At 41.6% G+C, this 26,144-nt stretch carries 21 protein-coding genes and 1 pseudogene; 13 read left to right on the plus strand and 9 right to left on the minus strand.

The annotated features are described in order from the left end of the window. Nucleotides 1-72: 72 nt before the first annotated feature. The 4 genes from dapF to B1201_RS01725 form a co-directional block, all read right to left on the minus strand. Nucleotides 73-918, minus strand: coding sequence for a diaminopimelate epimerase (gene dapF, locus B1201_RS01710; protein ID WP_078192072.1), 846 nt, complete (start codon nucleotides 916-918; stop codon nucleotides 73-75). 13 nt (nucleotides 919-931) lie between these two features. Next, the gene (gene lysA, locus B1201_RS01715) at nucleotides 932-2,176 is read right to left on the minus strand and encodes a diaminopimelate decarboxylase (RefSeq protein WP_078192073.1); all 1,245 of its coding nucleotides are present in this window, start codon (nucleotides 2,174-2,176) and stop codon (nucleotides 932-934) included. 24 nt (nucleotides 2,177-2,200) lie between these two features. Beyond that, nucleotides 2,201-2,410, minus strand: a complete 210-nt coding sequence (gene lptM, locus B1201_RS01720; protein ID WP_373684763.1) for an LPS translocon maturation chaperone LptM — start codon at nucleotides 2,408-2,410, stop codon at nucleotides 2,201-2,203. Between the two features lie 344 nt (nucleotides 2,411-2,754). Then, the gene (locus B1201_RS01725) at nucleotides 2,755-4,158 is read right to left on the minus strand and encodes an amino acid permease (RefSeq protein ID WP_078192075.1); all 1,404 of its coding nucleotides are present in this window, start codon (nucleotides 4,156-4,158) and stop codon (nucleotides 2,755-2,757) included. A gap of 333 nt (nucleotides 4,159-4,491) precedes the next feature. Here B1201_RS01725 and B1201_RS01730 point away from each other — a divergent pair, with 333 nt between their 5' ends. Beyond that, entirely contained in the window at nucleotides 4,492-5,853 is a 1,362-nt protein-coding gene (locus B1201_RS01730; RefSeq protein ID WP_078192076.1) for an alanine/glycine:cation symporter family protein, read from the plus strand. 241 nt (nucleotides 5,854-6,094) lie between these two features. Here B1201_RS01730 and B1201_RS01735 read toward each other — a convergent pair. Beyond that, a pseudogene (locus B1201_RS01735) lies at nucleotides 6,095-6,451 on the minus strand (hypothetical protein); the annotation flags it as partial. Between the two features lie 185 nt (nucleotides 6,452-6,636). Here B1201_RS01735 and radA point away from each other — a divergent pair. The 6 genes from radA (at nucleotide 6,637) to B1201_RS01765 (ending at nucleotide 12,403) form a co-directional block, all read left to right on the plus strand. Further along, the gene (radA, locus tag B1201_RS01740; RefSeq protein ID WP_078192077.1) at nucleotides 6,637-8,025 is read left to right on the plus strand and encodes a DNA repair protein RadA; all 1,389 of its coding nucleotides are present in this window, start codon (nucleotides 6,637-6,639) and stop codon (nucleotides 8,023-8,025) included. 123 nt (nucleotides 8,026-8,148) lie between these two features. Next, nucleotides 8,149-9,150: a Tim44 domain-containing protein gene (locus B1201_RS01745; RefSeq protein WP_078192078.1), complete on the plus strand. Its 1,002-nt coding sequence runs from the start codon at nucleotides 8,149-8,151 to the stop codon at nucleotides 9,148-9,150. Nucleotides 9,151-9,352: 202 nt separating this feature from the next. Next, nucleotides 9,353-9,700, plus strand: coding sequence for a hypothetical protein (locus B1201_RS01750; protein ID WP_078192079.1), 348 nt, complete (start codon nucleotides 9,353-9,355; stop codon nucleotides 9,698-9,700). 1 nt (nucleotide 9,701) lies between these two features. Next, complete coding sequence (locus tag B1201_RS01755; RefSeq protein WP_078192080.1) at nucleotides 9,702-11,453, plus strand: PepSY-associated TM helix domain-containing protein; 1,752 nt, start codon at nucleotides 9,702-9,704, stop codon at nucleotides 11,451-11,453. Next, complete coding sequence (locus B1201_RS01760; RefSeq protein ID WP_078192081.1) at nucleotides 11,450-11,788, plus strand: DUF3325 domain-containing protein; 339 nt, start codon at nucleotides 11,450-11,452, stop codon at nucleotides 11,786-11,788. Before B1201_RS01755 ends, B1201_RS01760 begins: the two co-directional genes overlap by 4 nt. Before the next feature lie 102 nt (nucleotides 11,789-11,890). Beyond that, nucleotides 11,891-12,403 carry a tetratricopeptide repeat protein gene (locus B1201_RS01765; RefSeq protein WP_078192082.1) on the plus strand — a complete coding sequence of 171 codons (513 nt, stop codon included), beginning with the start codon at nucleotides 11,891-11,893 and terminating at the stop codon, nucleotides 12,401-12,403. A gap of 64 nt (nucleotides 12,404-12,467) precedes the next feature. On the opposite strand, the gene B1201_RS01770 is transcribed toward B1201_RS01765, so the two are convergent. The 3 genes from B1201_RS01770 to B1201_RS01780 form a co-directional block, all read right to left on the minus strand. Then, nucleotides 12,468-12,992: a cysteine peptidase family C39 domain-containing protein gene (locus B1201_RS01770; protein WP_078192083.1), complete on the minus strand. Its 525-nt coding sequence runs from the start codon at nucleotides 12,990-12,992 to the stop codon at nucleotides 12,468-12,470. A 65-nt stretch (nucleotides 12,993-13,057) separates the two neighbouring features. Further along, nucleotides 13,058-14,005, minus strand: coding sequence for a DUF4424 family protein (locus B1201_RS01775; protein ID WP_078192084.1), 948 nt, complete (start codon nucleotides 14,003-14,005; stop codon nucleotides 13,058-13,060). 34 nt (nucleotides 14,006-14,039) lie between these two features. After that, nucleotides 14,040-14,342, minus strand: a complete 303-nt coding sequence (locus B1201_RS01780; RefSeq protein ID WP_078192085.1) for a hypothetical protein — start codon at nucleotides 14,340-14,342, stop codon at nucleotides 14,040-14,042. 236 nt (nucleotides 14,343-14,578) lie between these two features. Here B1201_RS01780 and ahcY point away from each other — a divergent pair, with 236 nt between their 5' ends. The 6 genes from ahcY (at nucleotide 14,579) to B1201_RS01810 (ending at nucleotide 24,525) form a co-directional block, all read left to right on the plus strand. Then, nucleotides 14,579-15,961 carry an adenosylhomocysteinase gene (ahcY, locus tag B1201_RS01785; protein ID WP_078192086.1) on the plus strand — a complete coding sequence of 461 codons (1,383 nt, stop codon included), beginning with the start codon at nucleotides 14,579-14,581 and terminating at the stop codon, nucleotides 15,959-15,961. Between the two features lie 184 nt (nucleotides 15,962-16,145). Next, nucleotides 16,146-16,982, plus strand: coding sequence for a methylenetetrahydrofolate reductase [NAD(P)H] (gene metF / locus B1201_RS01790; RefSeq protein ID WP_078192087.1), 837 nt, complete (start codon nucleotides 16,146-16,148; stop codon nucleotides 16,980-16,982). A 32-nt stretch (nucleotides 16,983-17,014) separates the two neighbouring features. Continuing rightward, complete coding sequence (locus B1201_RS01795) at nucleotides 17,015-17,728, plus strand: 16S rRNA (uracil(1498)-N(3))-methyltransferase (RefSeq protein WP_078192088.1); 714 nt, start codon at nucleotides 17,015-17,017, stop codon at nucleotides 17,726-17,728. 183 nt (nucleotides 17,729-17,911) lie between these two features. Further along, the gene (locus B1201_RS01800) at nucleotides 17,912-20,788 is read left to right on the plus strand and encodes an EAL domain-containing protein (protein WP_078192089.1); all 2,877 of its coding nucleotides are present in this window, start codon (nucleotides 17,912-17,914) and stop codon (nucleotides 20,786-20,788) included. A 140-nt stretch (nucleotides 20,789-20,928) separates the two neighbouring features. Continuing rightward, nucleotides 20,929-23,208 carry an NADP-dependent malic enzyme gene (locus tag B1201_RS01805; RefSeq protein WP_078192090.1) on the plus strand — a complete coding sequence of 760 codons (2,280 nt, stop codon included), beginning with the start codon at nucleotides 20,929-20,931 and terminating at the stop codon, nucleotides 23,206-23,208. Between the two features lie 81 nt (nucleotides 23,209-23,289). Next, the gene (locus B1201_RS01810) at nucleotides 23,290-24,525 is read left to right on the plus strand and encodes a multifunctional CCA addition/repair protein (RefSeq protein WP_078192091.1); all 1,236 of its coding nucleotides are present in this window, start codon (nucleotides 23,290-23,292) and stop codon (nucleotides 24,523-24,525) included. A 650-nt stretch (nucleotides 24,526-25,175) separates the two neighbouring features. Here the strand turns inward: B1201_RS01810 and epmA are convergent. After that, a complete protein-coding gene (epmA, locus tag B1201_RS01815; RefSeq protein ID WP_373684750.1) occupies nucleotides 25,176-26,144 on the minus strand; it encodes an EF-P lysine aminoacylase EpmA in 969 nt (322 codons plus the stop codon).

The following is a 26,144-nucleotide window of genomic DNA, read 5'->3' on the forward strand; positions in this document are numbered from 1 at the left end:
CCATTGAATTATAATTTTTTATTCACTTTTTATTTTATGAAAAAAAGCCCTGAATGAATCAGGGCTTTGATTTTAACCTTGGAAGTAGCTTAAATCTAAGCGTCCTTCGTAAACTGTTGCAGTTGGTCCAGTCATCCAGACTACACCACCTTCTTGCCACTCAATTTGCAACTTACCACCTGCCAACTCTATTTCGACCGAATTGGCTAATAAGCCACGACGCATACCTGATACTGCCGCTGCACAAGCACCTGTACCACAGGCCATGGTTTCACCGACACCACGTTCAAATACACGTAGGCGTGCATGTTTCTCATCCACAATTTGCATGAAGCCAGCATTTACACGCTGTGGAAAACGCTCATGCGATTCGACTTGTGGACCAATTTTAGCGACGTCTGCAGTAATGACATCAGGAACGATCGTCACTGCATGCGGATTACCCATACTCACCACATCAATGGTGAGTTGTTCATTATTCGCTAATGCAATGTCGTATAAGTTTTCAGGCTCTTCAGCAATAAATGGTATTTCATCCGGCAAAAAGCGTGGATAACCCATATTAACGCGCACCCAACCATTCGCACCTAATTCAGGCTCTACGATACCTGACTTGGTTTGTACTTTGATTTTGGTTTTGCTGGTCAACTTACGTTCATGCACAAAGCGTGCAAAACAACGTACGCCATTACCACATTGTTCAACTTCCGAACCATCTGCATTAAAAATACGATATTTAAAATCGACATTGGGTAAATCAGGTGGCTCTACAATCAAAAGCTGATCAAAACCAATACCAAAATGACGGTCGGCCAATCGCTGAATCGTCATTGTATCTAAATAAGCCCGTTGGCTAATTAGATCGACCACCATAAAATCATTGCCAAGGCCATGCATTTTGGTAAATTCTAATAACATCTCGAATTTCTCCTTAAGGCAATAAACGTTCACGTTCCCATAATGATTCAATGGTTTCACGCTCACGAATCAAATGAGACTGATCACCATCAACCATCACTTCAGCAGCACGTCCGCGGCTGTTGTAGTTTGAGCTCATGACAAAACCATAAGCACCCGCACCCAATACTGCAAGCACGTCATTTTCTTGAATCGCCAACTGACGTTGCTTACCAAGGAAATCACCGGTTTCGCAAATCGCGCCAACAACATCCCAGTCTTTCTTATCTGTATCAGTACGAGGCGTTACTTCCTGAATATCCATCCATGCTTCATATAAAGCAGGACGGATTAAGTCGTTCATTGCGGCATCAATAATGGCAAAATTACGATGATTGGTCGGTTTGAGCAAATCAACTTTAGTTAACAACACACCTGCATTTGCAGAAATACTACGCCCCGGCTCCATATATACCTTAAGCCCTAATTTTTCTAATGCAGGACGCATTGCCTGAGCATATTCTTCAACGGTTGGCGGAACTTCGTCTTTGTACGTTACGCCTAAGCCACCACCGATATCGATGTGTTTTAGCTGAATACCCATCTCTTTCAGTTGATTGATCATCACAATGACACGATCAAGTGCATCAACAAAAGGCTGAGTTTCAGTCAACTGTGAACCGATATGACAATCAATCCCGACAATCTCAAGATTTGGCAATGACGCCGCATACGCATAGGTGTCAAAAACGCTGTCTGAAGGAATACCGAATTTATTTTCTTTTAAACCCGTAGAGATATAAGGATGGGTTTTGGCATCCACATCTGGATTTACACGCAATGAAATCGGTGCTTTCTTACCCATTGCCGCAGCAACTTTTTGGATTCGATCTAGCTCTGCATGAGATTCTACGTTAAAACATGCAATACCCACGTCCAACGCTTTTTGGATATCGGCTTCAGTTTTACCCAAACCAGAGAATACAATTTTAGAAGCTTCACCACCGGCTTTTAATACACGTGCGAGTTCACCACCCGTCACGATATCAAAACCAGCGCCCTGCTTGGCAAGTACGTTTAACACCGCAAGATTAGAGTTTGACTTTACCGCAAAACAAATTTGATGGTCGATAAAGCTAAATGCACGATCCATATCTGAATAATGCTTTTCAAAAGTAGCTTTTGAATAAACATAAAGCGGTGTGCCATATTGCTGTGCAAGCTGTTGTAAAGAACATTGCTCTGCATGCAATACCCCATTCGTACGGGTGAAACTCATGAAAGTATCCTTTCTATAAAAGCATTAAGGTGTAGGGTTAGAATTTGAAGATTCCGATTCAGTTGCAACAGGAGCCGCTTGTTTTTCCTGCTTTTGCTGTACAGGCGTATCTGGATAAATCAGATATTTTGCGCGCTTATCTGCATTTGCATCTGAAGGTAAATGCAATGCACCAGACTGACCACAAGCGGTCAGCAGCACAGCACTTGCTAATACAATAATTTTATAATTCATAAAACGATACATAAACGTACCTAATGAAAAGATTTTTCCGAGTATAACGTGATCAACCCGCGGATAAAAGAAAAGCCCTGTAATTCCAAGTGAGCTTTTTGCCATTCTGCACTAAATTTAAGCAAAATTTAATGGTGCTGTTTTCAAACCACATTTGTGTATTTTTCTATACCGATCAGGCTATTGATTTCACTGAAATAGCTTATCAATTTGAATGCTGTTTTATACTTCTATTAGCACTAATGAATACTGTGTATTAGTGTAAATTAAATCCATATTCAAATAAAAAAGCTGCCCCCTCAGGAGCAACTTTTTATGTTTTTACATCCGTTCAAAAATGTAAATTAATGGTGCTTTTTCTTATAAAAACCGAAATAACCAATAATCAAAATGATGAACCAAATTGGGCTCACCATGAGCGCTTTCATGGTATCTGCTTCTAATGACAAAACATAAATCATGCCGATGAAGAAGATAATCACAAGCCAGCAAGTATATAAGCCACCTGGTAATTTAAAGGTTGACTTCGCATGTAACTCAGGACGAGTTTTATAGTAAACAATATAGCTCCAGATAATCATGAGCCATACGCAGATAAATAAAATCGTAGAAAGTGTAGTTGCTAATGTAAAGGCTTCAACAGTGTTCGGTACGAAATACTGTAATGCCGCACCCAACAGTAAACAAACTGCCGAGAAATACAACGCATTTGCCGGAACTGCACGTGAGTTTAGACGGCCAAACGCTTTTGGGCCTTGCTCTTCACGAGATAAACCAAACAACATACGTGAAGTCGAGAACACACCACTATTCATCGATGACATAACTGATGACAACACAACCAAGTTCATAATAATCGCAGCAGCAGCAATACCAGCTTGGCTAAACAAGTTCACGAATGGTGAAATGCTTGGGTCAATGGCATTCCATGGCGTAACGGACATCACAATCACAAGTGCAAGCACATAGAAAATAATGATACGAATCGGAATCGAGTTCACAGCTTTAGGCAAGTTGTGTTCTGGATCTTTGGTTTCTGCTGCCGTAGTACCAACGAGTTCTACGCCGACAAAGGCAAAAATGGCGATCTGGAAACCTGCCAAGAAGCCAGTTACTCCTGTTGGGAATAGACCACCATGTGACCATAAATGTGTGAATGATGCGATTTCACCTGTCGATGAGGTAAAACCTGTAAAGATCATCCAAAGACCGACACCAATGAGCACTACGATTGCAATAATCTTAATCAGTGCAAACCAAAACTCTAATTCACCAAAAAGTTTAACCGTAACAAGGTTTAAACCCATGATAAAAACAATGGCGGCAACACTGATCATCACCCCTTCTTCGGGCGAGAACGGGTTACCTCCATTAAAGAATTGCAGGTAATAAATGATGGCCGATAAATCAGCAATCCCTATAGTGATCCAGCACAGCCAATAGGTCCAACCCACAAAATAGCCTGCCCACGGGCCGATTAAGTCGGTTGCAAAATCGATAAAAGATTTATATTCAAGATTTGATAGTAATAACTCGCCTAATGCACGCATGACGAGGAAAACCATAAAACCAATAATCATATAGATAATAAGGATGGACGGACCAGCTAAACTGATGGTCTTTCCTGACCCCATAAATAAACCTGTACCAATCGCACCACCAATCGCAATCAATTGCAGGTGTCGGTTGGACAAGCTTCGTTTCAAATCGCCGCTATCAGCGTGCGATCCATGAATTTCATTTGACATTATTTAATTCAACTTCGCGTTCCAATTGCGACAAATTAACGTAAAAATTTCAGAAAATACAAAATTATTTCTCATCATCTATATTTTCGGATTAAGTGACAAAGTTAATTTATTTTTCTTATATATAAAAATCTTAGCGCCAGTTCACATTTTAAAGCGACCAATAAAACAACAATTTACTTGTAATAACTTAAATTTTATGCAAAAAATATTTTACCAACGATAAAAAAATTATGCCAAAAATCATGGAAGTTTCTAACAATGGCATATCAATTGCTACAGATATCAAAAATGTAGCATTCACTCACTCAGGGCCGATAAGAAGAAGATACTATGCAAGAAATTCAAAATATCATGGAAACACTCAGTGGATGGGTCTGGGGCCCGTACATGTTGGTCCTCATTGTCGGAACAGGTGTATTCCTCACCTTCCGACTACTTTTCTGGCAATTTCGCATGTTGCCTTTCGCATTCAAACAAGTCTTTGGCAAGCATCCTAAAGCCAATCAACATGATGGCGATATTTCTCATTTCGCCTCACTTATGACCGCACTTTCTGCCACCATTGGTACAGGTAATATTGCCGGTGTAGCCACCGCTTGTGTGCTCGGTGGTCCGGGCGCAGTGTTTTGGATGTGGATAACCGCGCTCTTTGGTATGGCAACCAAATATGGTGAAGGTGTACTCGCTGTAAAGTTTCGTCATAAAAATGAAAATGGCGAAATGAACGGTGGTCCGATGTATTACATCGAACGTGGACTTGGGCCTAAGTGGAAATGGTTGGCAGTGGTATTTGCCCTATTTGGTACTTTGGCATCCTTTGGTATTGGTAGCTCAGTACAGTCCAACACTGTCGCGCTTGCTGTGCAAAACAGCTTAGGGATCAGCACACTCACCACTGCCATCGTCATCACCATATTCTCTGCCCTCGTTATTTTAGGCGGCATCAAATCCATTTCAAAAGCCTCTTCATTTATTGTTCCAATCATGGCGGTAGGTTATGTATTGGGTGGCTTAATCATTATTTTCACCAACCTTGAATTGGTGATCCCTGCACTAAAAATGATCTTTAGCTATGCATTTACGGGCGAAGCTGCTGCGGGTGGTGCGATTGGTGCTGCGATTCGTTATGGTGTGGCACGTGGTGTATTCTCTAATGAAGCAGGTATGGGCTCAGCACCTATTGCCGCTGCGGCTGCAAAAACTGACCACCCAGCACGTCAAGGTCTTGTCTCTATGACAGGTACGTTCTTAGACACCATCATTGTTTGCTCAATTACAGGTATCGTACTGGTGATGGGCTTCATCATGGCGGGACAAAGCTTTGGTGATCAAACGGGTGCCGTATTAACGATCAGTGTTTTTGACAAACTACTTCCGGGCTTCGGTGGTTGGGTCGTGACTTTCGGTATTATTTTCTTCGCTTATTCAACCATTCTGGGTTGGAGCTATTATGGTGAAAAATGCTGTACATACCTCTTAGGTGAAAAATCAGTAATGATTTATCGCTTAATTTACATCGCATCAGTATTTGTCGGCTGTGTCGTAACACTTGATCTCGTTTGGCTATTTGCCGATACCTTTAACGGTTTGATGGCTGCACCAAACTGTATTGCACTGTTATTGCTCTCAGGCATCATTGTAAAAGAATCGAAAGATTTTATTGAACGTCGTAAATCAGGTGAATTGTACTAATCCCCTGCTAAACAAAAAGCCACGTGAATTCACGTGGCTTTTTTTATTCGGACTGAAAATCGATATTTACTTATTGGATCGTGCCAATTTGACCATCATCAAATTTGTCGTTTTTCGTGTTGCTTTCATTGGCTGCTTCATCTTTTGGATCTGATTCAGTATCTTCAATAAAGCCTTCACCAAATTGGTCACCAAACTCATTTTCAGCATATTCAGAATCTACAGCACTGGCTTCCATCAAATCGGCTTCGATTTCTAGGGCAATTTCCAAAGATAAAGAAAAGAACAATACCCCCTGAATTTTCATGTTCCCTTGTTCATCTTCAAGGTATTCACTGAGGGTTTTATATGCAGGGCTGCTTTCATCAAAAGGCACGTCAAGGTATAAATCACCTGTATAACTATCGATTAAAGACTCACCTTCTAGCCCCATACAAGGGAAATAGTCTATATTTTGCAGGTCAAACCAGTGCATAACATCATTACGCACCGTATTTTTTTCAGGATGTTGATGATCATATTCTTCAAAATGCACAAATAACACATCACGATTTTTTTCACGTGCGATGGCATCGATATGTCGTAATAGTTCAGTCATGTGGTGACCCATTTCAAAAAATATAATGCGCTATTATAAAGTGCTTACTATGTAAAAGTGCAGCTATTGAAAATAAAACGACATCAATTGACCTTCCTCAGTCATTTCATGCGATAAAAACTTGGTTTTTCGATGTATTCACCGCTATGCTGTGACTCAATTTGAGTTTGTGCACAGTAAATATTATGGCGAAAGCAAAAAGTGTCTATCGATGTGAACAATGTGGTGCTGATCATCCCAAATGGGCCGGTCAATGTACCGAATGTGGTGAATGGAATTCATTAGTCGAAGTAAGTATTGCTCCCGCCGTTACACACCGTGCACAGCCGAAAATGGGCGGTGGCTATGCAGGTCAAGCTGCTGCTGTGACCACCTTAAATCAAGTTTCAGTTTCGCATGAAACTCGAATGGCAACAGGTATTGGTGAATTTGACCGTGTGCTCGGCGGTGGACTGGTCTCAGGTTCAGTAGTGCTGATTGGTGGTGACCCCGGCATTGGTAAATCCACTATTTTGCTACAAACTGCAACCTATATGGCGGCGAGTAAAAGTTCTGCCTTATATGTCACTGGTGAGGAATCTTTGTCTCAGGTTGCTCTACGTGCCCAGCGCCTAGATTTGCCGACCGATCAACTCAAAGTCATGGCAGAAACCTGTGTCGAGCGTATTTGTGAAGTTTTGGCACATGAGCGCCCTGCCGTTGCCATTTTAGATTCGATTCAAACCCTATACACCGAGACACTCCAGTCTGCGCCGGGCGGTGTTTCCCAAATTCGTGAATCGGCTGCACTCCTGACCCGCTTTGCCAAAAATAGTGGTACAGCATTGTTTATTGTCGGTCACGTAACAAAAGAAGGCTCTTTGGCAGGCCCTCGTGTGCTAGAGCACATGGTCGATTGTGTTTTGTATTTTGAAGGTCAGTCTGACTCGCGCTTCCGTATGATTCGTGCGGTGAAAAACCGTTTTGGTGCGGTCAACGAGCTTGGTGTATTTGGCATGACCGATAAAGGTCTGCGCGAGGTATCAAACCCATCCGCTATTTTCCTGAGTCGTTATGATGAAGCCATTCCGGGCTCTATCGTCATGATTAGCCGTGAAGGCACACGTCCACTTTTAGTTGAAGTTCAGGCTTTGGTAGATGATGCGCACGGACAACCTCGACGCGTGGCCTTAGGTTTAGAACAAAACCGTTTAAACATGCTTTTAGCCGTTATGCACCGTCATGGTGGCGTACAAACCGCAGGACAAGATGTCTATGTCAATGTCGTCGGTGGTTTAAAAATCACAGAAACAGGTTCTGACCTTGCGGTACTTTTAGCCTGCGCCTCTAGCTTAAGAGCTAAAGCCCTGCCACAGCATTTGGCAGTATTTGGTGAAGTCGGCCTTTCAGGCGAAATCCGCCCTGTACCCAATGGACAAGAACGACTCAAAGAAGCCATTAAGCATGGTTTTAAAACCATTATTTTACCGCGTGGGAATGCACCGCAAAAACCGATTTCAGGTGTAGAAATTATTTCTGTCGCACGTTTACATGAGGCGTTGAGTCAGGCAATTACGCTGACCGATGAGTCTTAGTCACGTTGAATCGTTTATTTTGAATGAATTTTCAATTTTTTACCGATATTCTATTGAAATTCAGTACAAATGGCGGCATAACTAGATGGCTATTTTAAATTTATATAGATATAGGAAAATTTGATGGAAGTTCGACAGCGTGGTTTGATGACTGCTCTTTTAACAGCAGCCCTTTTGGTAGCGCCGATTGCAGAAGCGAAACGTGCCGGTGGTGGTAAAAGCCATGGTATGAGCCGTCAAGCTGCTCCAACTCAGTCTTATCAGCAACCTCGTCAATCTGCTCCTGTTCAACAGCCTGCAACTGCTGGCGCTCCAGCAAAATCTGGCTCGAATGTGGGCGGAATGGTTGCTGCTGGTGTGGCTGGTGCTGCTATTGGTGCAGTCGCTGCAAATGCGATGGCCGATGACAATAACGGTCAAGCAGCTTCTGAAGCGCAAGCTCAACAACAGGAAGAGAAAGGTGGTATTCCAGGATGGATCTGGATTTTACTTGCCGCTGCTGTTGCCTTCTTCATTTTCCGTAAGATGGGCGCAAAAAAAAAACTAGCCGCTAACAATCCGTATGCGCCAAACAGTGGTGCAAACAATGCACCGTTTGGCCAGCAAAATGCTGCACCTCGTGCAGGCAATGACAATACGAATATTTTTGGTAATTCTGTAGGCGGTAATTCAGCAGCTTCAAATGCTCCATTTGGTGCAGCTGCTGCAACGAACGCGCCTTTTGGTGCCGCTTATACTAATAGCGGTAATCAATTGCCTGATGGTACAGAACCAGCAACATTCTTACGTGTTGCACGTCAGCGTTTTAACCACATTCAATCGATGAATACGGCAAGCAACATTTCTGAAATTCAGCGTTACTTAACGCCTGATCTTTACCAGTCTATGTATAACGACATTATGGCGAATAAAGATGAAGACGTTGCTGAGTTTTCTAACTTAAATGCTATGGTGGTCGATTCTGCTAACGAAAATGGTCAATACGTTGTAAGTGTGCGTTTTACAGGTACGGTAAGTGAAGACTTAAATAGTTTGCCACAGCCATTTGCTGAAGTATGGCATTTTGTTAAACCTGCGGGTTCTGATCAAGACTGGTTAGTTGCAGGCATTCAACAAGAGCAATAATGTAGACACATAAGCATTCTTGCATTGTAAAATAGCGACTTCGGTCGCTATTTTTTTGCCTTTATTTCCCCTCATTTTAAATCAATTTCTACTCAGCATGCTGAAATATCAATAATTTTGTGAATACATTATTCTAATTATTAATAATAATTGTTATCATTTAGATTAACTTTAATACAATTTCCAAGCGCTTAAGTATTTTATGAATAGCTCACCACCTGAGGCACTTGTGACACCCCTCACATCTGCGCTGCCTAAAACGCGTAAAGATACTCCTTCTCTATTGACCTATCGCTTGATGATTTTCTATCGCTTTGCCCTCGCTTTAGTGGGCGGATATGTTGTCGCGATGCTATCTGCCATCGTAATCGCAGATGTATTTAGCGAAGACCGTGGAAGTGCAGCCATGAGTGCAACTTTAATTGCATTTATCCTGTGGAGCTGTGCATTCATTTGGGTCTTTATGGTGAATAAAACCCTCAAAGCAACTTTAGGCATTGTGATCCCTGCGGTGTGTTTGTATGCCATTTACATGATGATGGGAAGCTAAAATGCGTGTTGATGCAAAAGTAGAGGGACCTCGCCAGTCCATGTCTTGGCTGCATACATGGGCTAGCCTAATCTTAGGTTGGTTGCTGTATGCTATTTTCCTGACCGGGACCCTAAGCTTCTTTAAAAATGAAATCAATGTTTGGATGACACCTGAGCTGCATCAATCTGTTCCAGCCAGTTCACAAGTCCAACAAACTCAAGTCGCACTGAATTATTTACAGCAAAATCATCCGAATGCAGGTGCTTGGAATATTTTGCTGCCGAATACACGTCAAAATGCTACCTTAATTACCGTTCGTGAACAAGGTGAAGACCCTCGTGCACGCCGTGGTGGTAAACAAATTTACATTGATAGTGCTACAGGTGAAGTGCTTGAGCCGCGCGATACACGTGGTGGTAATTTTCTTTATCGTTTCCATTTCGAACTATATGGCATGCCACGTATGTGGACGCGATGGTTTGTCGGGATAGCGACACTGTTTATGTTAGTTGCCATCATTAGTGGTGTAATTACTCATAAAAAAATCTTTAAAGATTTCTTTACCTTCCGTTCAGGCAAAGGACAACGTTCTTGGCTCGATGCACATAATGCAACCGCAGTATTTGCGCTTCCCTTCCACATCATGATTACCTTTAGTGGCCTGTTGCTGCTGTTATTTACGATCATGCCTTGGGGGATTGAGCGTATTTATGAAAACCGGGGACAATTTTTACAAGAACAAAATCGTGCTTTGGTTCAAGAAAATAAACCTGAAGGACGTGAATCTGCTCAAGGACGTGAAGAACGTGGCGAACGCCCACAGCAAACCCGTGCCAATTCTGCACAAAACCAAGGCGAAAATCGTGCTGAGAGCCGTGGTGAAGGTCGAGGAGATCGTCGCTCTAAACGTGAAGAGCAACCTGTCGTTGCTGCGCCGTTGACCAACTTAGCGCCGATCGTGACTGCGGTTCAGAATGAATGGAAAACTAATCCGATTAGTACCGTTAGCATCATTGCACCGAATACAGACCAAGCTAAAATTGAACTACGCGCCTTACATGGTGAAAGTGTCGCGTATCGAAATGTCTATGCAAGTAAACAATTTGATGGCGTAACTGGCAAAGACTTAACTGACGAAAGTGCCAAGTTAAAGCAACCTCCTGTACCGATGGGTATTTATAATGTAGTCACTACGCTGCATGAAGCACGCGGTGTAGATTTAGCACTACGTTGGCTGCTGTTTATTTCAGGGATTGTAGGCACCCTGATGGTCGCTACAGGTCTCATTATGTGGTGTGTAAAACGTGCGCCGCAACAGCAAAAACAAGGCTTTAAATCATTTGGCTACCGCACGGTTGAAGTGACCAATATTGCAGCGATTATTGGTTTACCCATTGCCTGTGCAGCATTTTTCTATGCCAACCGTTTTATTCCCGCACAGCTTGAAAACCGTTCGGAATTAGAAATTCGTAGTTTCTTTATTGTTTGGCTACTGACGCTCGTTTATGCGATTTTCCGTACGCACCGTCAAGCGTGGCTAGAACTTTTAGCTTTTGCCACAGCAATTTTTGCCTTACTGCCGATTGTAAACTTCATGACTGGTGGTCAACCGCTTTGGAATACCATGGCAAATGGTCAATGGATGATTGCATCCTTTGATCTTGCAATGTGGCTCTTGGCTATCTTGTTTGCCTATTCATTTTACAAAGTGAAAAAGCATAAAGGGCTGCCTGTTAAAAAAGCACGCGGCACAAAGGAGGTTGAAGGATGATGTTCTTTCTCCTGATTTGGGCACTGAGTAGCTTAGGTTTTTTTGCCTTGGCAAGCAGCATGTCTAAACATCAAAAGCAGTTCTACAGCAAAGAACTAAGTGTGGGCCAAACACGGATAGCCACGCTAGTCGGCTGGGCGCTATTGATCATCGCCTTACTACTTTGCCTCTCACTTGGCACGCCGAGCAATAACATCAGTTATTGGTTTGGCGCGCTGACCATTGCGGCTTTATTTGTCGGGCTATGTATTAGTTATATCGCTGAGTATTTTTGGAAAATTATTGGTGCATTAGTTGTCATATTTGTATTGTCTGCAGTGTTATTGAAATTTTAATTCTTTAGACAACGATCTCTAAACATTGAACGCCAATCTTCGGATTGGCTTTTTTCATGCCAACCGATTAGGCTATGCCTATTCTGCTCTTTTGGATTACACATGTCTGAACTTTCAATCTCTCCTGCTTTATATAACCGCGCTATGGCAGGCAATAAAGATGCTCAATTTGAACTGGCTGAAATTTATATGCAAAGTGAAAATGATGAGCATGTTGAACTTGCTGAAGAATGGGCACTCAAAGCAGCTCAGTTAGGTCATGTAGAAGCAATGTATTGGCTAGGTGAAGGCTATGCAGTCTATGCCAAAGACATGCTCGAAGAAGATCCTGAAGAATCTAAAACCTATTTTGAGCATGCGCACCGCTGGTTAGAACAAGCGTCAAAACATGACCATCCTGCTGCAATTTTAGAATTGGCCAATTTTTACCGTCGCGGCGATGTGGTGGAAAAAGATGTCGCTAAATCCATTGAACTGGTTGAACAATCTGCAAAATTAGGTGAAGTTCAGGCCATGCGTGACTTAGCCTTTATTTATGCCAATGGCTTAGGCATCGACGCTGATGAAGAAAAAGCAGATTTTTGGAATGAAAAAGCCGATGTGGCTGAGCAGTAATCCAATTTTTTTCTAAAAAATAAAGCCCATCTCATGATGGGCTTTTTGCTTTTAACAAAATGGCTCAGCTCGCCACATAGTCATTTACATCTACAGTAATCACTTGTCGGCAAATGCCTTCTGCTCCACGCTGCTGTTCAAATACATCTGCTGGCATGGCATCAAAGCTGTCAAAGAAACTAATTTCAGTTTCGTCAATGTCATACACCAAAGAATGGTTCCCCACGCCCTCTAGAGTATCGTAATACACAATCACAAACTGATTTTGTTCAAAAGCCTGCTGAATTTGTGCATAGCCAATTGCAGGCAATATAGGCAGTTCCAATTGGTCTGCTTCTGCATAACTGCGTTTTTCACTGTCCTGCAGCTCAGGATCATGCTCTGTGTAAAACTTTACTTGAAAACCAAACTTTTTCAGTCCTACAGCTAAACCAATGGTTGTTGTGCCATGGTCAGCGTCATAAGCGCAAACTTCGATGAGTTGCTGAATATCTGCATCTATACCTAAGTGCTGCAGCAACATCCACACTGCATAAATGCCACCATTGGCTTCTAAATTTGCCAACTCATCAGGTATTTCCATCGACATATATCAAAACTCAAAATTTCTTATGGACGATGATAAACAAATCGCAGCAGTTTTGCCTGCAAGTTTTAATCCAGACCTAATTTCACATGCACAAAAATAATGTCCAAATCTTGTTTAGGTACAAAATTCTTTTCAACCATTTGAAACTGCGTAGCGCTGATTTTCTTCACTTTTCCTGCCCAGCAAAAAGAAACCAGCTCTCCTGCATCACGCTCAATAGTCAGCTTAAAATCTTGAATAGGCTTTGCCCAATTGGCGCCTGTTTTTAAGATATAGCCCAGCGCTTGAAATGGTGCATGCTGTGATTTGGCCTTTCTGAGTCCTGCCTTAAACTTTTGATCCATACAATAACTTTGATTATATTCATCAGGATATAAAGCCACAGACCCGCCCACCAGCGGTGCATATTGATGCTGTACACGTGTGAGCGCATTGGCTTTAAAGGTTTGCTTCCAGCTGTAAATCACCTGAGATGACCATGAAATGACTTCACTCGGATCTTTGGGCAAAACTTTTTGCAAAGCTGCATTTTTACAGTTTCTGAGTTTTTCCTCGAAAGTTTCATATTCATCATCTTGCCTGCTCCACGGATTCAGCATGTCTTTTTCCGTAAACCCGCATTGCTTAAAACTCTCCGTCATATCAATCGGGGCTGTTTTTTCATCTTTTTGAATAAAAGTGCGCACATGCATTTCAGGCTGAATCGTTTTTCCATTCACCTGAACTTTAAAACTTTTTAGCAATTTTTCAGTATTGGCAAAATCAGATTCAAAGAAGTTTTCAACTTTTGGCAGCGGAAATAAGACCGTTTCAGTCACATCTTTATTGCTTAAATTTTTGAACTGGTAATCGACCTTGATGATTTTTTTACTAATAAACAGGTCTTCACTGAACATTTGAATGTCTTTATTTTTCAGGTATTGCACACCGCCTGTTGCCACATAGCCTGTTGAATCGTTGGCATATGTTAGTGCTGAAAAACACAAGCATATGAATGCAGTTAATTTTTTCATTATTAGCTTCCAATTTTTTATATTTAAAATTGCACTAGAATATCATCGACCATTTTTCAGGAATATACTCAGAAATTAGCCCTATCCCGATAATTATAAAGGCAATGATGCCAATCAAAATAATAAAACTCACTGCTTTTATGACTACTCTAAGGGTTAAATTTAAGCCTTTCGTATAATTTTCAATAAAGCCTGAAAATTTAAATAAGGATAAAACCCCAATCAAAATTAAAGGCAGAAAAAAAATATCTTGTGGTGAAAAGTCGCCTCGCCTTGCTGAGACAGCTTGTGAAGATACGAGTAAAACTAGGAAAATATTAAATTTTAATATATTCATGATATGTACGTTATTATCTTTTTATTATCAGATTATTCATCTACATATTAACCAATTTTTGATTGGAACTCACTCTATTTCCAAGTACAATACTGCCCTAGTCGAGGGATGCTGCGACTTTCTTATAGGCACTAAATATAAGATCGCTAGGCTCGACGATTCGGTTGGACACTCGATCCAATCAACAACGGCATCCGCGAACTGAATGATCAATTGTTTTTATTAAGGAGATCGTGATGAACGCGGTTAATGCTTCATTTACAGATTATAAAGTTGCCGATATTTCACTAGCTGACTACGGCCGTAAAGAAATCAAACTTGCAGAAGCAGAAATGCCAGCCCTAATGGGTCTTCGCAAACGCTATGCAGCGGCTAAACCGCTTGCTGGTGCGAAAATCCTTGGCTGTATCCACATGACCATTCAAACTGCAGTTTTAATTGAAACTCTAGTTGAATTAGGTGCAGAAGTTCGCTGGACTTCTTGCAACATCTTCTCTACTCAAGACCACGCTGCTGCTGCAATCGCTGCTGCAGGTATTCCTGTATTTGCTTGGAAAGGCGAAACTGAAGAAGAATACATGTGGTGTCTTGAACAGCAAATTAATGTGAATGGTACGCCTTGGGATGCCAACATGATTCTAGACGATGGCGGTGACTTAACTGCACTTGTTCACGAAAAATACCCAGAAGTGATTGCTAAAATCCACGGTATTACAGAAGAAACCACTACAGGTGTTCAACGTCTTTACGAAATGCACCGCGACGGTACTTTAAAAGTTCCAGCGATTAACGTAAATGACTCTGTAACCAAGTCTAAAAATGACAATAAATACGGCTGCCGCCACTCATTAAACGATGCAATCAAACGTGGTACAGATATGCTTTTATCTGGCCGCCGTGCACTTGTAATCGGTTATGGTGACGTAGGTAAAGGTTCCGCTCAATCACTTCGTCAAGAAGGCATGATTGTACGTGTCACTGAAGTTGACCCTATCTGTGCAATGCAAGCATGCATGGACGGTTTCGAAGTTGTTGCTCCGTATAAAAATGGCATTCAAACGGGTAAGAAAGAAGACATCAATCTTGATCTTCTTCAAAATACTGACTTGATCGTAACAACAACTGGTAACTACCACGTATGTGACGCTGCAATGCTTGATTCATTAAAAGCTGGCGCTGTAGTTTGTAACATCGGTCATTTCGATACTGAAATCGACACAAATTACTTACGTGGTTATAAGTGGGTTGAAGTTAAACCACAAGTTCACCAAGTGTATCGTTCAGAAAATGAAAATGATTACCTTATTCTTCTTTCAGAAGGCCGCTTAGTGAACCTTGGTAATGCAACAGGTCACCCTTCACGTATTATGGATGGTTCTTTTGCTAACCAAGTATTGGGTCAAATGCACCTATTCGCTGAAAAATTTGCTGATCTTCCTGAAGATCAAAAACAAGCTGCGATCCGCGTAGAACTTATTCCTAAGAAATTAGACGAAGAAGTTGCTGCTGCAATGGTTGCAGGTTTCGGTGGCGTATTAACGACTTTGACTCAAGAACAAGCGGATTACCTCGGTGTTCAAGTTGAAGGCCCGTTCAAAGCTGAGGCTTATAAATACTAAGTTTTATAAATACCTCTCCCTAACCCTCTCCTAAAAGGAGAGGGAACTCTTCATTGTGAAAGCAAATTTGATGTTAACTCCAAATCACTATTACTTTCATAATGGAAGTCCCTTCTCCCTCTGGGAGAAGGTTAGGATGAGGGGATTTTTTTAAATAAAAGTATTTATAAAAAAGGATTTGAACATGTCAAAACAGATTCCTATTTCCTTTGAGTTCTTCCCGACCAAAACTGATGCGGGCGCGGAAAAACTTAAAGTTGTACACCAAGAACTTCAATTATTAAATCCTGAATTTTTCTCTGTAACATATGGTGCAGGCGGTTCTACCCGTGAACGCACTTTGTCTACATTGAATGATTTCAACGGTAAAGGCACACCGGTTGCCCCTCACCTGTCTTGTATTGGTGATAGCAAAGCACGTATTGCTGAATTGCTGGATTTATATAAATCACAAGGTATTGACCGTATTGTTGCGCTGCGCGGCGACTTGCCGTCTGGTCAAGTGGGCTTGGGCGAATTGCCTTATGCAACGGACTTGGTACGTTTCATTCGTGAGCACACTGGTGATCATTTCAAAATTGAAGTTGCAGCATACCCAGAAATGCACCCGCAAGCAGACAGCTTTGATCTCGACATCAAACGTTTCTGCGACAAAGCCAATGCTGGCGCAAACGCAGCTTTGACACAGTTCTTCTTTAACCCAGATGCATACTTCTACTTTGTAGAGCGCATTCAAAAAGAAGGCGTGAACATTCCTGTCGCTCCAGGCATCATGCCTATTACCAATGCAAGTAATTTAATTCGCTTTGCTGATGGTACAGGTGCAGAAATTCCACGTTGGATTCGCAAACAGCTTGCGACTTATGGCGACGATACAGCGTCAATCAAAGCCTTTGGTCATGAAGTGATTGTAAAACTTTGCGAACGCCTGATTGCTGGTGGTGCGCCAAGCCTGCACTTCTACACCATGAACACCACTGACCCTACACGTCAACTTGTGAAAGACCTCGGTTTTGCATAAGACATTTCGACCTTTTTGAGAGTAAAACTTTAATGCCACGTTTTTATATTGAAGCTGATTTAACTGTTGATACAACTGTTGAATTAACGGAAACAGTGTTTCATCACTGGGTAAAAGTTTTACGTGCTCAAGTGGGCGAAACAGCCACTTTGTTCAATGGGCAAGGTGGCGAATACCATGTTGAATTGGTTGAAATCGCTAAAAAGTCGGCTGCCGTCCAAGTTTTGCAATTCAATCCAAGCAATCGCACACCACATTTTACGGCACTATTGGGTCAAGTGATGAGCAAAGGCGACCGCATGGATTATGCGATTCAAAAAGCGGTGGAACTCGGTGTTTCTGAAATTCAACTACTCACTTCAGAACGTTGTGAGATGCGTTTGAAGTACGATCGTGATCAAAAGAAACTTGACCATTGGCAAGGCATCGCTATTGCTGCTTGCGAACAGTGTGGACTCAACATTGTTCCTAAAGTACTTGCGCCACTTTCCCTTGATAAATGGTTGGAAAGTGACCTACCGACAACAAAATTGGTACTCGCACCCAATAAAGATGAAATTGATGTATTAGCTGATGCTGACCCGCAATTTGCCTTACTGATTGGCCCTGAAGGTGGCTTGAGCGAAGCCGAGATCAGCGCAGCAAATGAGAAAGGTTTCGTGAACTGGTGTATCGGTGAACGTGTCCTTCGCACAGAAACTGCACCTGTAGTTGCACTTTCAATTTTAAATTATAAATTTATTTAATTTTTACTCGCTAGTTCATCTGAAATCATCAATGATGGCATCCTTGATATTGCTTTTTATTTGTAACGCAATTACCCTAGAGTCAATAAAAACAAATGATTTGTTACCAAGAATAAACAAATACTCTCAGGAACAATACAAATACAACGATCTAGATTTAGTTAAGGCAGGGTTTTTATATTCATGACGTATAAACAAGATGAATATATCAAGCAGTACAATCATACTGCTCAAATTGCGAACACGATTCGCCATAGCCGCTATTTTTTAGTCAGTATCCTGATTATTTGCTTATATATTTTTTCGATATATCAAATTTTTTATAAATCGCCATCTTTGTATTTTAATATTTGGTTTATTTTTACCGAAGTTTTTGTCAGTTTATGCTGGCTGATCAGCACCGTTTATTTTAAACCTGAACAATATTCACTGATGATTGCGCATCGTTGGCTACAGTTTCAGTGTTTTTCAGTTGGCACGTTGATTGCGAGCGGTATCTTTTTAATTTTTTACTATTTACCTGCGACCAATCAAAGCTTTGAACCGATTCAGGCCTTAACGCTCTCCGCCCTACTCTTGATCGTGACACAAACCTTTGGTTTGACCTATTTAACGCAAAAACTCAATTATTTTTGTTTGGCCTTCATCCCGTCTATTGTGCCGTATCTGATTGCACAGTTCTTTTTCTTAGATGGTTCAAATCACTTATTTAGCCTGAGTATTAATTTTGGGCTCATTGTGATTCTAATGTGTGCCATGACGTCATATCGAATTCATCGTCGTGTGTCGACCTTACATGCCAAAAATAACCTACTGGTCGATAGTGCCAAGCAACAAGTCAAATGGACTGATGAACTGTGTCAGCAGCTCCAAGATGAAGTCAACAAATCACGAGACATCGAATTACAGCTACAACTGGGTAACCAAATCCTTGAACAGAAAGTTAAAGAGCGGACCTTCGACATTGAGCAAATGAACAAGGATTTAGAAAACCAACAAGCCAATTTAGTCCTTGCGCATGAAATCGCCGGTTTACGTCCTTGGGATTGGAATATCAAAGACCGTAAAATCGTTGTCACCAACTATAAGCAAGAAAAAACCCTTAGACATTCGAAAGAGCATCAGCAACAGTTACAACATGTGATCCATCCTGATGATATCCCACATTTTAAATCAGCGATGATTCAACATCTACGTGGATTTAAAGACCGTTATGAGGCCACCTATCGGATTCAAAACAGTCAAGGAAAATGGAGTTGGGTACATGATATTGGACGGGTCATTCAACGCGATCCAAATAATCGTAAGCCATTGCGCATGGTCGGTATTCGACGTGACATTCATCAGGAACGGACATCTCAGGAACGTTTAAAACTTGCAGCCAGTGTACTCGAACAAGCTGCTGAAGGGATTTTCATTTTAAATGAAGAGCTGTGCTATATCGAAGTCAATCCGTTTTACGAACAATTAACCGGCTTTAACTACGACCAAATTATTGGTAAACATCTTTTTGATATCACTGCAAATTACAAATCAATTCAACGCAGTATGCACTACTCGATCATTAAACAAGTGCTGAAAATTGGTGAGTATGATGGTGAATTGCACGAAAAATTTCTTTCAGGTAAAGAACTGACGCTATGGATGCATATTAATGCGATTACCGATGATCAAAATCGCGTCACCCATTATATCGGGATTGTCTCAGACCTGACCGAACGTAAATTGCAAGAACAACGTTTATCTTATTTAGAAAATTATGACACTTTAACGGATTTACCGAACCGTTTTTATTACAACTATCAACTGCATCAGTATTTAGTTTCACAGCAAGATTCGATTAAACAGTTGGCCGTCATACGTTTAAACATCGACCGTTTCCGTCCATTAAATGAATATCTCAGCAATAATGGTGGTGACGAACTGTTACGCCAAGTCGCACAGCGTTTGCGTCTGACCAATGCCGAAGCTCTGTTTGTTGCACATTTAAATGGCGATGATTTTGCGATTGTGTATGAAATTTCACACATCCGCCCTTCTGTGCAAGAGCATTGTGAACGCATCAATAAAGCCTTTAGCATTCCATTTAATATTTTTGGCCAAGATCATGTCATCACTTTATCGATGGGCGTCGCGTTCTACCCTGAGCATGGCCGTCAGCTAGATTATCTAAATAACTGTGCGGAACAAGCGCTGAGTGAAGCCAAAAATTTGGGAGGCAATACTACACGTTATTATTCCAATGAAAATACTGCATTATTAGAACAAGGTATCTTTTTGGAACGCGACTTGCGTAAAGCCATTCAAAATAATGAGCTGGTGGTGTATTACCAACCGAAGATTAATTTCCGTGATAAAAATATTTACGGTTTTGAAGCCTTGGTGCGTTGGAATCATCCTGAAAAAGGCTTAATACCACCGGGCTTATTTATTTCTTTAGCAGAACAAACCAGTTTAATTTCCGATATCGGGCGTTTTGTCCTGCAAAAAACCGCGCAGCAAATTCGCTTTTGGAATAATTTGGGTTATCAAAATATTTGTGTATCCGTCAATATTGTTGCACAGCAACTGCGCCGTGGACAATTATTAAATGATCTCGATGAAGCGATAGATGCCAATCAGATTGATGGTGCCAGTCTGGAACTGGAAATTACAGAATCTTCTTTGGTCGAAAATCTAGATTCAGTACGTGAACTGTTAAATGAAATAAAAAAACGTAAGATCAATATTTCACTTGATGACTTTGGTACGGGCTATTCTTCTCTATCCTATCTAGCTGATTTTCCAATTGATATCTTGAAAATAGACCGCAGTTTTATCTCTAAAATTGGTGAAAATAAACAATTGGCCATCGTTAGTGCCATGATTGCCATGGGTAAAGCGATGGGCATGACGGTAGTCGCTGAAGGGATTGAAACTGAACAGCAGTTACAGTATCTACAAGACTTAGAATGTGACATTGCTCAAGGCTATTTTTTCTCTAAGCCATTGCCACAAGAAGAGGCAACCGTGTTCCTTGAAAATAATATCTCTTCGCCTGCTTATACTTACTTAATATAAGTCACTATGCCTGAGCTATAAGATTGTCTGAAAAAGACGCGACTTCGACTGTCCCAACTGTGCAACTAATGTTATATTCAAGCGGATAAAGCAAGCATTGCAGCTTTATATTGGATAAACAAAACACAATCGAGATACAGATGGACGATCAATCTTTAAAACAGCAGGCTTTGTATTATCACGAATTTCCAACTCCGGGGAAAATCAGCGTTACACCAAGCAAACAATTGGTCAACCAACACGATTTAGCCCTCGCATACTCGCCAGGTGTCGCTGCACCTTGTTTAGAAATTGAACGCGACCCATCTACTGCTGCACTTTACACAGCGCGCGGTAATCTTGTTGCTGTAGTCAGTAACGGTACAGCCGTACTGGGCTTAGGTAACATTGGTCCTTTAGCGTCAAAACCTGTTATGGAAGGTAAAGGCGTTCTATTCAAAAAATTCGCTGGTGTTGATGTTTTTGACATTGAAATTGCTGAAAACGATCCAGACAAAATCGTAGATATCGTTGCAGCATTAGAACCAACTTTTGGTGGTATCAACCTTGAAGACATCAAGGCCCCAGAGTGTTTCTACATCGAGCAAAAACTTCGTGAACGCATGAATATTCCTGTGTTCCATGATGACCAACACGGTACATCGATCATTGTGGGTTCTGCATTACTGAATGCACTTCAACTCAATGGCAAAAAAATTGAAGAAATCAAAATTGTCGCTTCTGGCGCAGGTGCTGCTGCCCTTTCATGTTTGAACTTACTTTGCGCACTTGGCGTAAAAAAAGAAAACATCGTTGTGGCAGATTCACGCGGTTTATTGACGACTAAACGTGAAGGCTTGGATGAGTCGAAAAAGGCATACGTTCAAGACATCGAAGGCTCTCAGCTTGCTGATGTAATGGAAGGTGCGGACATGTTCCTTGGTCTTTCTGCAGCAGGTATTTTAACCAAAGAAATGGTTAAAGTCATGGCGAAAGATCCGATCATCTTTGCCCTTGCTAACCCTGACCCTGAAATTCTTCCTGAACATGCACATGAAGCACGTCCAGACGTGATTATGGCAACTGGTCGTTCAGACTATCCAAACCAAGTGAACAATGCGCTTTGCTTCCCTTATATCTTCCGTGGTGCACTAGATGTGGGCGCAACCACAATTAATGAAGAGATGAAGATTGCTTGTGTACATGCGATTGCTCGCATGGCGCATGTTGAAGCAGACGCTGCATCGTATGGTGAAAAATCTGCTTCATTTGGTCGTGATTACCTCATTCCACGCCCATTAGATCAACGTTTGATTCTTGAGATTGCACCTGCAATTGCACAAGCAGCGATGGATTCAGGTGTTGCAACTCGTCCAATTCAAGACTTCTCTGCGTATCGTCAACGTTTGTCTGAGTTTGTTTATAACTCTGCATTCATGATGAAACCAATTTTTGCGCAAGCAAAAACTGATCCAAAACGCATTGCCTATGCTGAAGGTGAAGATTTACGTGTACTTCGCGCAGTACAAATTGCTGTTGATGAAGGTTTGGCAAAACCAATTCTTGTCGGTCGTCCAGCAGTCATTGAAGCAAACATCAAAAAATTAGGTCTACGTCTTGAAGATGGCGTGAACATCACTATCGTCGATCAAGAGAAAAATCCTGATTACGATAAGTTTGCAGATGATTACTACAGCATCATGCAGCGTAAAGGCGTAACACCTGAATACGCACAGCGTGAAGCACGTCGTCGCTCTACCCTGATCGCTGCAATGCTGGTTCGTCATGGTGTGGCTGACGGTATGCTGTGTGGTACTTATTCTAGCTATGACATTCACTTAGACTTCGTCAGCAATGTGATTGGGCTAAAAGAAGGCCGTAATAACTTCTTCACGCTGAATGCATTGATGCTTGAAGATCGTAACTTGTTTATTGCCGATACTTACATTAACCGTAATCCAACAGCTGAACAGCTTGCTGAAATGACTATTTTAGCGGCTGAAGAAGTACGCCGTTTTGGTATTACGCCGCGTGTAGCATTGCTTTCTCACTCAAGTTTCGGTTCTGACCAAAATGATCCTAGCGCACAAAAAATGCGTAAGGTTTATGATATTTTGTCAGAAATTGCACCTGAACTTGAAGTTGAAGGTGAAATGCATGGTGATGCTGCATTGGATGAAAATATTCGTCATTTCGCATACCCGAACTCACGTTTTAAAGGTTCTGCGAACTTGCTGATTATGCCGAATCTGGATGCAGCGAACATTTCGTTCAACTTGTTGAAATCAACTTCAGGTAGTAACGTGACAATTGGCCCAATTCTTTTGGGTGCTGCAAAACCTGTTCATATTTTAACGCCAACAGCGACAACTCGCCGTTTAGTGAATATGACTGCATTGACTGTTGCAGAGATTCAAGAAAACGAAAAACTAGCACTCTAATTTAGTTGACCTGAACACACTTTGTGACTTGAGAAAACCTCTGTTCTGTAGCATGATTGCTCTAAGAATAGAGGTTTTTTCATGCAAGTTTATTTAGTAGGCGGTGCAGTTCGAGATCACTTGCTCGGGCACCCCTATCACGAAAAAGATTATGTCGTTGTCGGTGCAACGCCGGAACAATTACTTGCTCAAGGTTATCAACCTGTGGGTAAAGATTTCCCTGTTTTTCTTCATCCAGAGACCAAAGACGAATATGCCTTAGCCCGTACAGAACGTAAGTCTGGACATGGGTATCATGGCTTTGAATTTTATACCGACGTCAATGTCACACTCGAGCAAGATCTCATTCGACGCGACCTCACGATCAATGCGATAGCGATGGATGATGCAGGTAATGTCTATGACCCCTATGGCGGTCAACGTGATCTAGAACAGCGTGTCCTTCGCCACGTGTCTGATGCCTTCGTCGAAGATCCATTAAGGGTTTTGCGTATTGCACGTTTTGCGGCACGTTATAAAGCTTTAGGTTTTAAAGTGGCTGATGAAACACTTACGCTGATGCAAGAGCTTGCTCAATCTGGTGAGCTTGAAGCCCTTACACCTGAACGTGTATGGAAGGAAACGTCTCGTGCATTAATGGAAGACCACGCAGATGAATATTTTGAGGTATTAAGAGCCTGTGGCGCTTTAAAAGTCTTGTTCCCTGAAATTGATGCGTTATACGGTATTCCACAGCGCCCTGAATATCATCCCGAAATAGACTGTGGTATTCATACCATGATGTCGTTGCAGCAAGCCTGTCGTGCGAATTATTCTTTGGATGTTCGTTTTGCTGTACTGGTACACGACTTGGGCAAAGCACTCACTCCAGTAGATGAGTTACCGCGCCATATCATGCATGAAGAGCGTGGTGTAAAACCAGTTACCGATGTCTGTGACCGTATGCGTGTTCCCACCAATACCAAACAATTGGCCATCTCAGTGTGTAAAGAGCATTTAAAATGCCATCAAGCCTTGAGCTTAAAGCCGGGGACATTGTGGCGTCTGTTACAACGTATGGATGTGCTACGCCGTCCTGAACGTGTAGAAGCCTTTGTACAAGCCTGTGAATGTGATTCACGTGGTCGCTTAGGTTTAGAGGATCGCGCCTATCCACAAGCTCAATACGTTTTAGATGCCATGCAAGTGGTACGTAATATTAAAGCTGCCGACCTTCCGCCTGATGTATCTGGGCCTGATATTGGTGAAATGTTGATTGAACGACGTATTCAAGCCATTGCCGCACTTAAAACCAGTCAATATGCAGTCGAAGCTTAATTTGAGCACCTTCGGGTGCTTTTTTATTTGCTGATTTTATAATTTGAAAAATTTAACTTGTGTATTAGAACACCTTATCCTTTCAAATATAGATAAGCTTTTAAAAATTTTAGCATTCACCTCTATGCACTTTTATCTATTTTTTATAGGATAACTATCGATCTGGCAAATATGCATACCCAAATTTGTCCACTATAACTATAAGAAGATCTCCAAGCCATTCATCAACTCATAATACAATTGGGTTATGAAATACCACTAGAGCGACTCCAACAGCATTGGCAGTTGATTCATTTGAATAAGTACTATTAAACCTTAGTGATAGCGGCTAATGACCGCGTCATTGATTATGCAGATTTTATCCAACAATACAGTTAGGAGTTTGAGGAATGAATAATTCGGATTTAGGCTTTTGTCATTGATGTGAGTTATCGCGATCAAGGTTTAAGGCGATGGTTCATGCAAGCCATTGAGCAAAGCGCACGGCGATAAGATCTAAAACGTATTTTACTCAATAGTGGGAATCGTTCAGAACGATATGCCGCACATGCCTATTATCAAAATTTAGGGTTTAAAGCCTATATGGTTTGGATTTTACTAAATATTTAAATTGATCGGCCAATTTTACCATCAGCCGATCCGGACATTTTTTAAGAAATATCGGCTGGGAAACTAATGACTTTTTCAAGTTTTAACTGATTCGTTGCCACCATTAGCAATCGATCAATGCCTAAGGCTATACCTGCACACTCACTCATATGCGGTAATGCAGCAAGCAAATATTCATCAATCGGCATCACATGCAACCCAAGTTTAGCGCGCTCTGCATTATCTGCCTCAAAACGACTGCGTAAAACATCTGCATCAATCAGTTCATCATAAGCATTCGCTAACTCTAAACCTTCGATATACAGCTCAAATCGTGCTGCAACCAACTCCCCATCTTCGTCCACACGGGTTTTCGCCAAAGAAGCCATTTCAGGTGGAAAATCTGTAAGGAACACTGGCGTATCAAAACCGAGGCTCGGCTCAACATAATGCGAAAACAATAAATCGATATAGCCTAAACGGTCTTCACCCAAATCTAAGCTTAGCCCCACACGACGACAGCAATCTTTTAGATCTTGTAAAGAAGCTTGTAACGGGTTCAAATCCAAACGATCCATAAAGGCATGCTTATAGCTCAAAATAGTCGGACGAATTTCACCAAAGCGTTGTTTCAAGGTTTCATTCAATAAATCCGTCACTTCAAACATCAAGTCTTTTAAGCTAAAACCCGGACGGTACCATTCCAACATGGTGAATTCACTATTGTGTTTACGTCCATGTTCATCATCACGGAAAACTTTACAGATTTGGTAGATAGGCCCACTGCCACTTGCCAACAGACGCTTCATGGCAAATTCAGGTGAAGTTTGCAAATAATGCGTTTGCTTTTGACCATTCACATGACGCTGAGCTTGTACCGATGCTAAATGCACATCGGTGACACCCGATTGTGAAAGCACAGGTGTTTCCACTTCAAGCACATCACGTGCAGCAAAAAACTGGCGAATTTGAGCATACATCGTGGCACGTGCACGAAGTGCAATGAGTTCACAACTCGGTTGAAAGTTCAT

Origin of the sequence: Acinetobacter sp. ANC 5600, from assembly GCF_002018395.1 — a bacterium.
Taxonomy (GTDB): domain Bacteria; phylum Pseudomonadota; class Gammaproteobacteria; order Pseudomonadales; family Moraxellaceae; genus Acinetobacter; species Acinetobacter amyesii.

What these genes read in the sequence shown, in the direction of transcription:
- B1201_RS01745 (WP_078192078.1), top strand. Translation starts at nt 8,149, where the DNA reads ATGGAAGTTCGACAGCGTGGTTTGATGACTGCTCTTTTAACAGCAGCC.
- dapF (WP_078192072.1), bottom strand. Translation starts at nt 918, where the DNA reads ATGTTATTAGAATTTACCAAAATGCATGGCCTTGGCAATGATTTTATG.
- radA (WP_078192077.1), top strand. Translation starts at nt 6,637, where the DNA reads ATGGCGAAAGCAAAAAGTGTCTATCGATGTGAACAATGTGGTGCTGAT.
- lysA (WP_078192073.1), bottom strand. Translation starts at nt 2,176, where the DNA reads ATGAGTTTCACCCGTACGAATGGGGTATTGCATGCAGAGCAATGTTCT.
- B1201_RS01780 (WP_078192085.1), bottom strand. Translation starts at nt 14,342, where the DNA reads ATGAATATATTAAAATTTAATATTTTCCTAGTTTTACTCGTATCTTCA.
- metF (WP_078192087.1), top strand. Translation starts at nt 16,146, where the DNA reads ATGTCAAAACAGATTCCTATTTCCTTTGAGTTCTTCCCGACCAAAACT.
- ahcY (WP_078192086.1), top strand. Translation starts at nt 14,579, where the DNA reads ATGAACGCGGTTAATGCTTCATTTACAGATTATAAAGTTGCCGATATT.
- B1201_RS01800 (WP_078192089.1), top strand. Translation starts at nt 17,912, where the DNA reads ATGACGTATAAACAAGATGAATATATCAAGCAGTACAATCATACTGCT.
- epmA (WP_373684750.1), bottom strand. Translation starts at nt 26,144, where the DNA reads ATGAACTTTCAACCGAGTTGTGAACTCATTGCACTTCGTGCACGTGCC.
- B1201_RS01755 (WP_078192080.1), top strand. Translation starts at nt 9,702, where the DNA reads ATGCGTGTTGATGCAAAAGTAGAGGGACCTCGCCAGTCCATGTCTTGG.
- B1201_RS01760 (WP_078192081.1), top strand. Translation starts at nt 11,450, where the DNA reads ATGATGTTCTTTCTCCTGATTTGGGCACTGAGTAGCTTAGGTTTTTTT.
- B1201_RS01765 (WP_078192082.1), top strand. Translation starts at nt 11,891, where the DNA reads ATGTCTGAACTTTCAATCTCTCCTGCTTTATATAACCGCGCTATGGCA.
- B1201_RS01775 (WP_078192084.1), bottom strand. Translation starts at nt 14,005, where the DNA reads ATGAAAAAATTAACTGCATTCATATGCTTGTGTTTTTCAGCACTAACA.
- B1201_RS01810 (WP_078192091.1), top strand. Translation starts at nt 23,290, where the DNA reads ATGCAAGTTTATTTAGTAGGCGGTGCAGTTCGAGATCACTTGCTCGGG.
- B1201_RS01730 (WP_078192076.1), top strand. Translation starts at nt 4,492, where the DNA reads ATGCAAGAAATTCAAAATATCATGGAAACACTCAGTGGATGGGTCTGG.
- B1201_RS01795 (WP_078192088.1), top strand. Translation starts at nt 17,015, where the DNA reads ATGCCACGTTTTTATATTGAAGCTGATTTAACTGTTGATACAACTGTT.
- B1201_RS01805 (WP_078192090.1), top strand. Translation starts at nt 20,929, where the DNA reads ATGGACGATCAATCTTTAAAACAGCAGGCTTTGTATTATCACGAATTT.
- B1201_RS01725 (WP_078192075.1), bottom strand. Translation starts at nt 4,158, where the DNA reads ATGTCAAATGAAATTCATGGATCGCACGCTGATAGCGGCGATTTGAAA.
- lptM (WP_373684763.1), bottom strand. Translation starts at nt 2,410, where the DNA reads ATGAATTATAAAATTATTGTATTAGCAAGTGCTGTGCTGCTGACCGCT.
- B1201_RS01750 (WP_078192079.1), top strand. Translation starts at nt 9,353, where the DNA reads ATGAATAGCTCACCACCTGAGGCACTTGTGACACCCCTCACATCTGCG.
- B1201_RS01770 (WP_078192083.1), bottom strand. Translation starts at nt 12,992, where the DNA reads ATGTCGATGGAAATACCTGATGAGTTGGCAAATTTAGAAGCCAATGGT.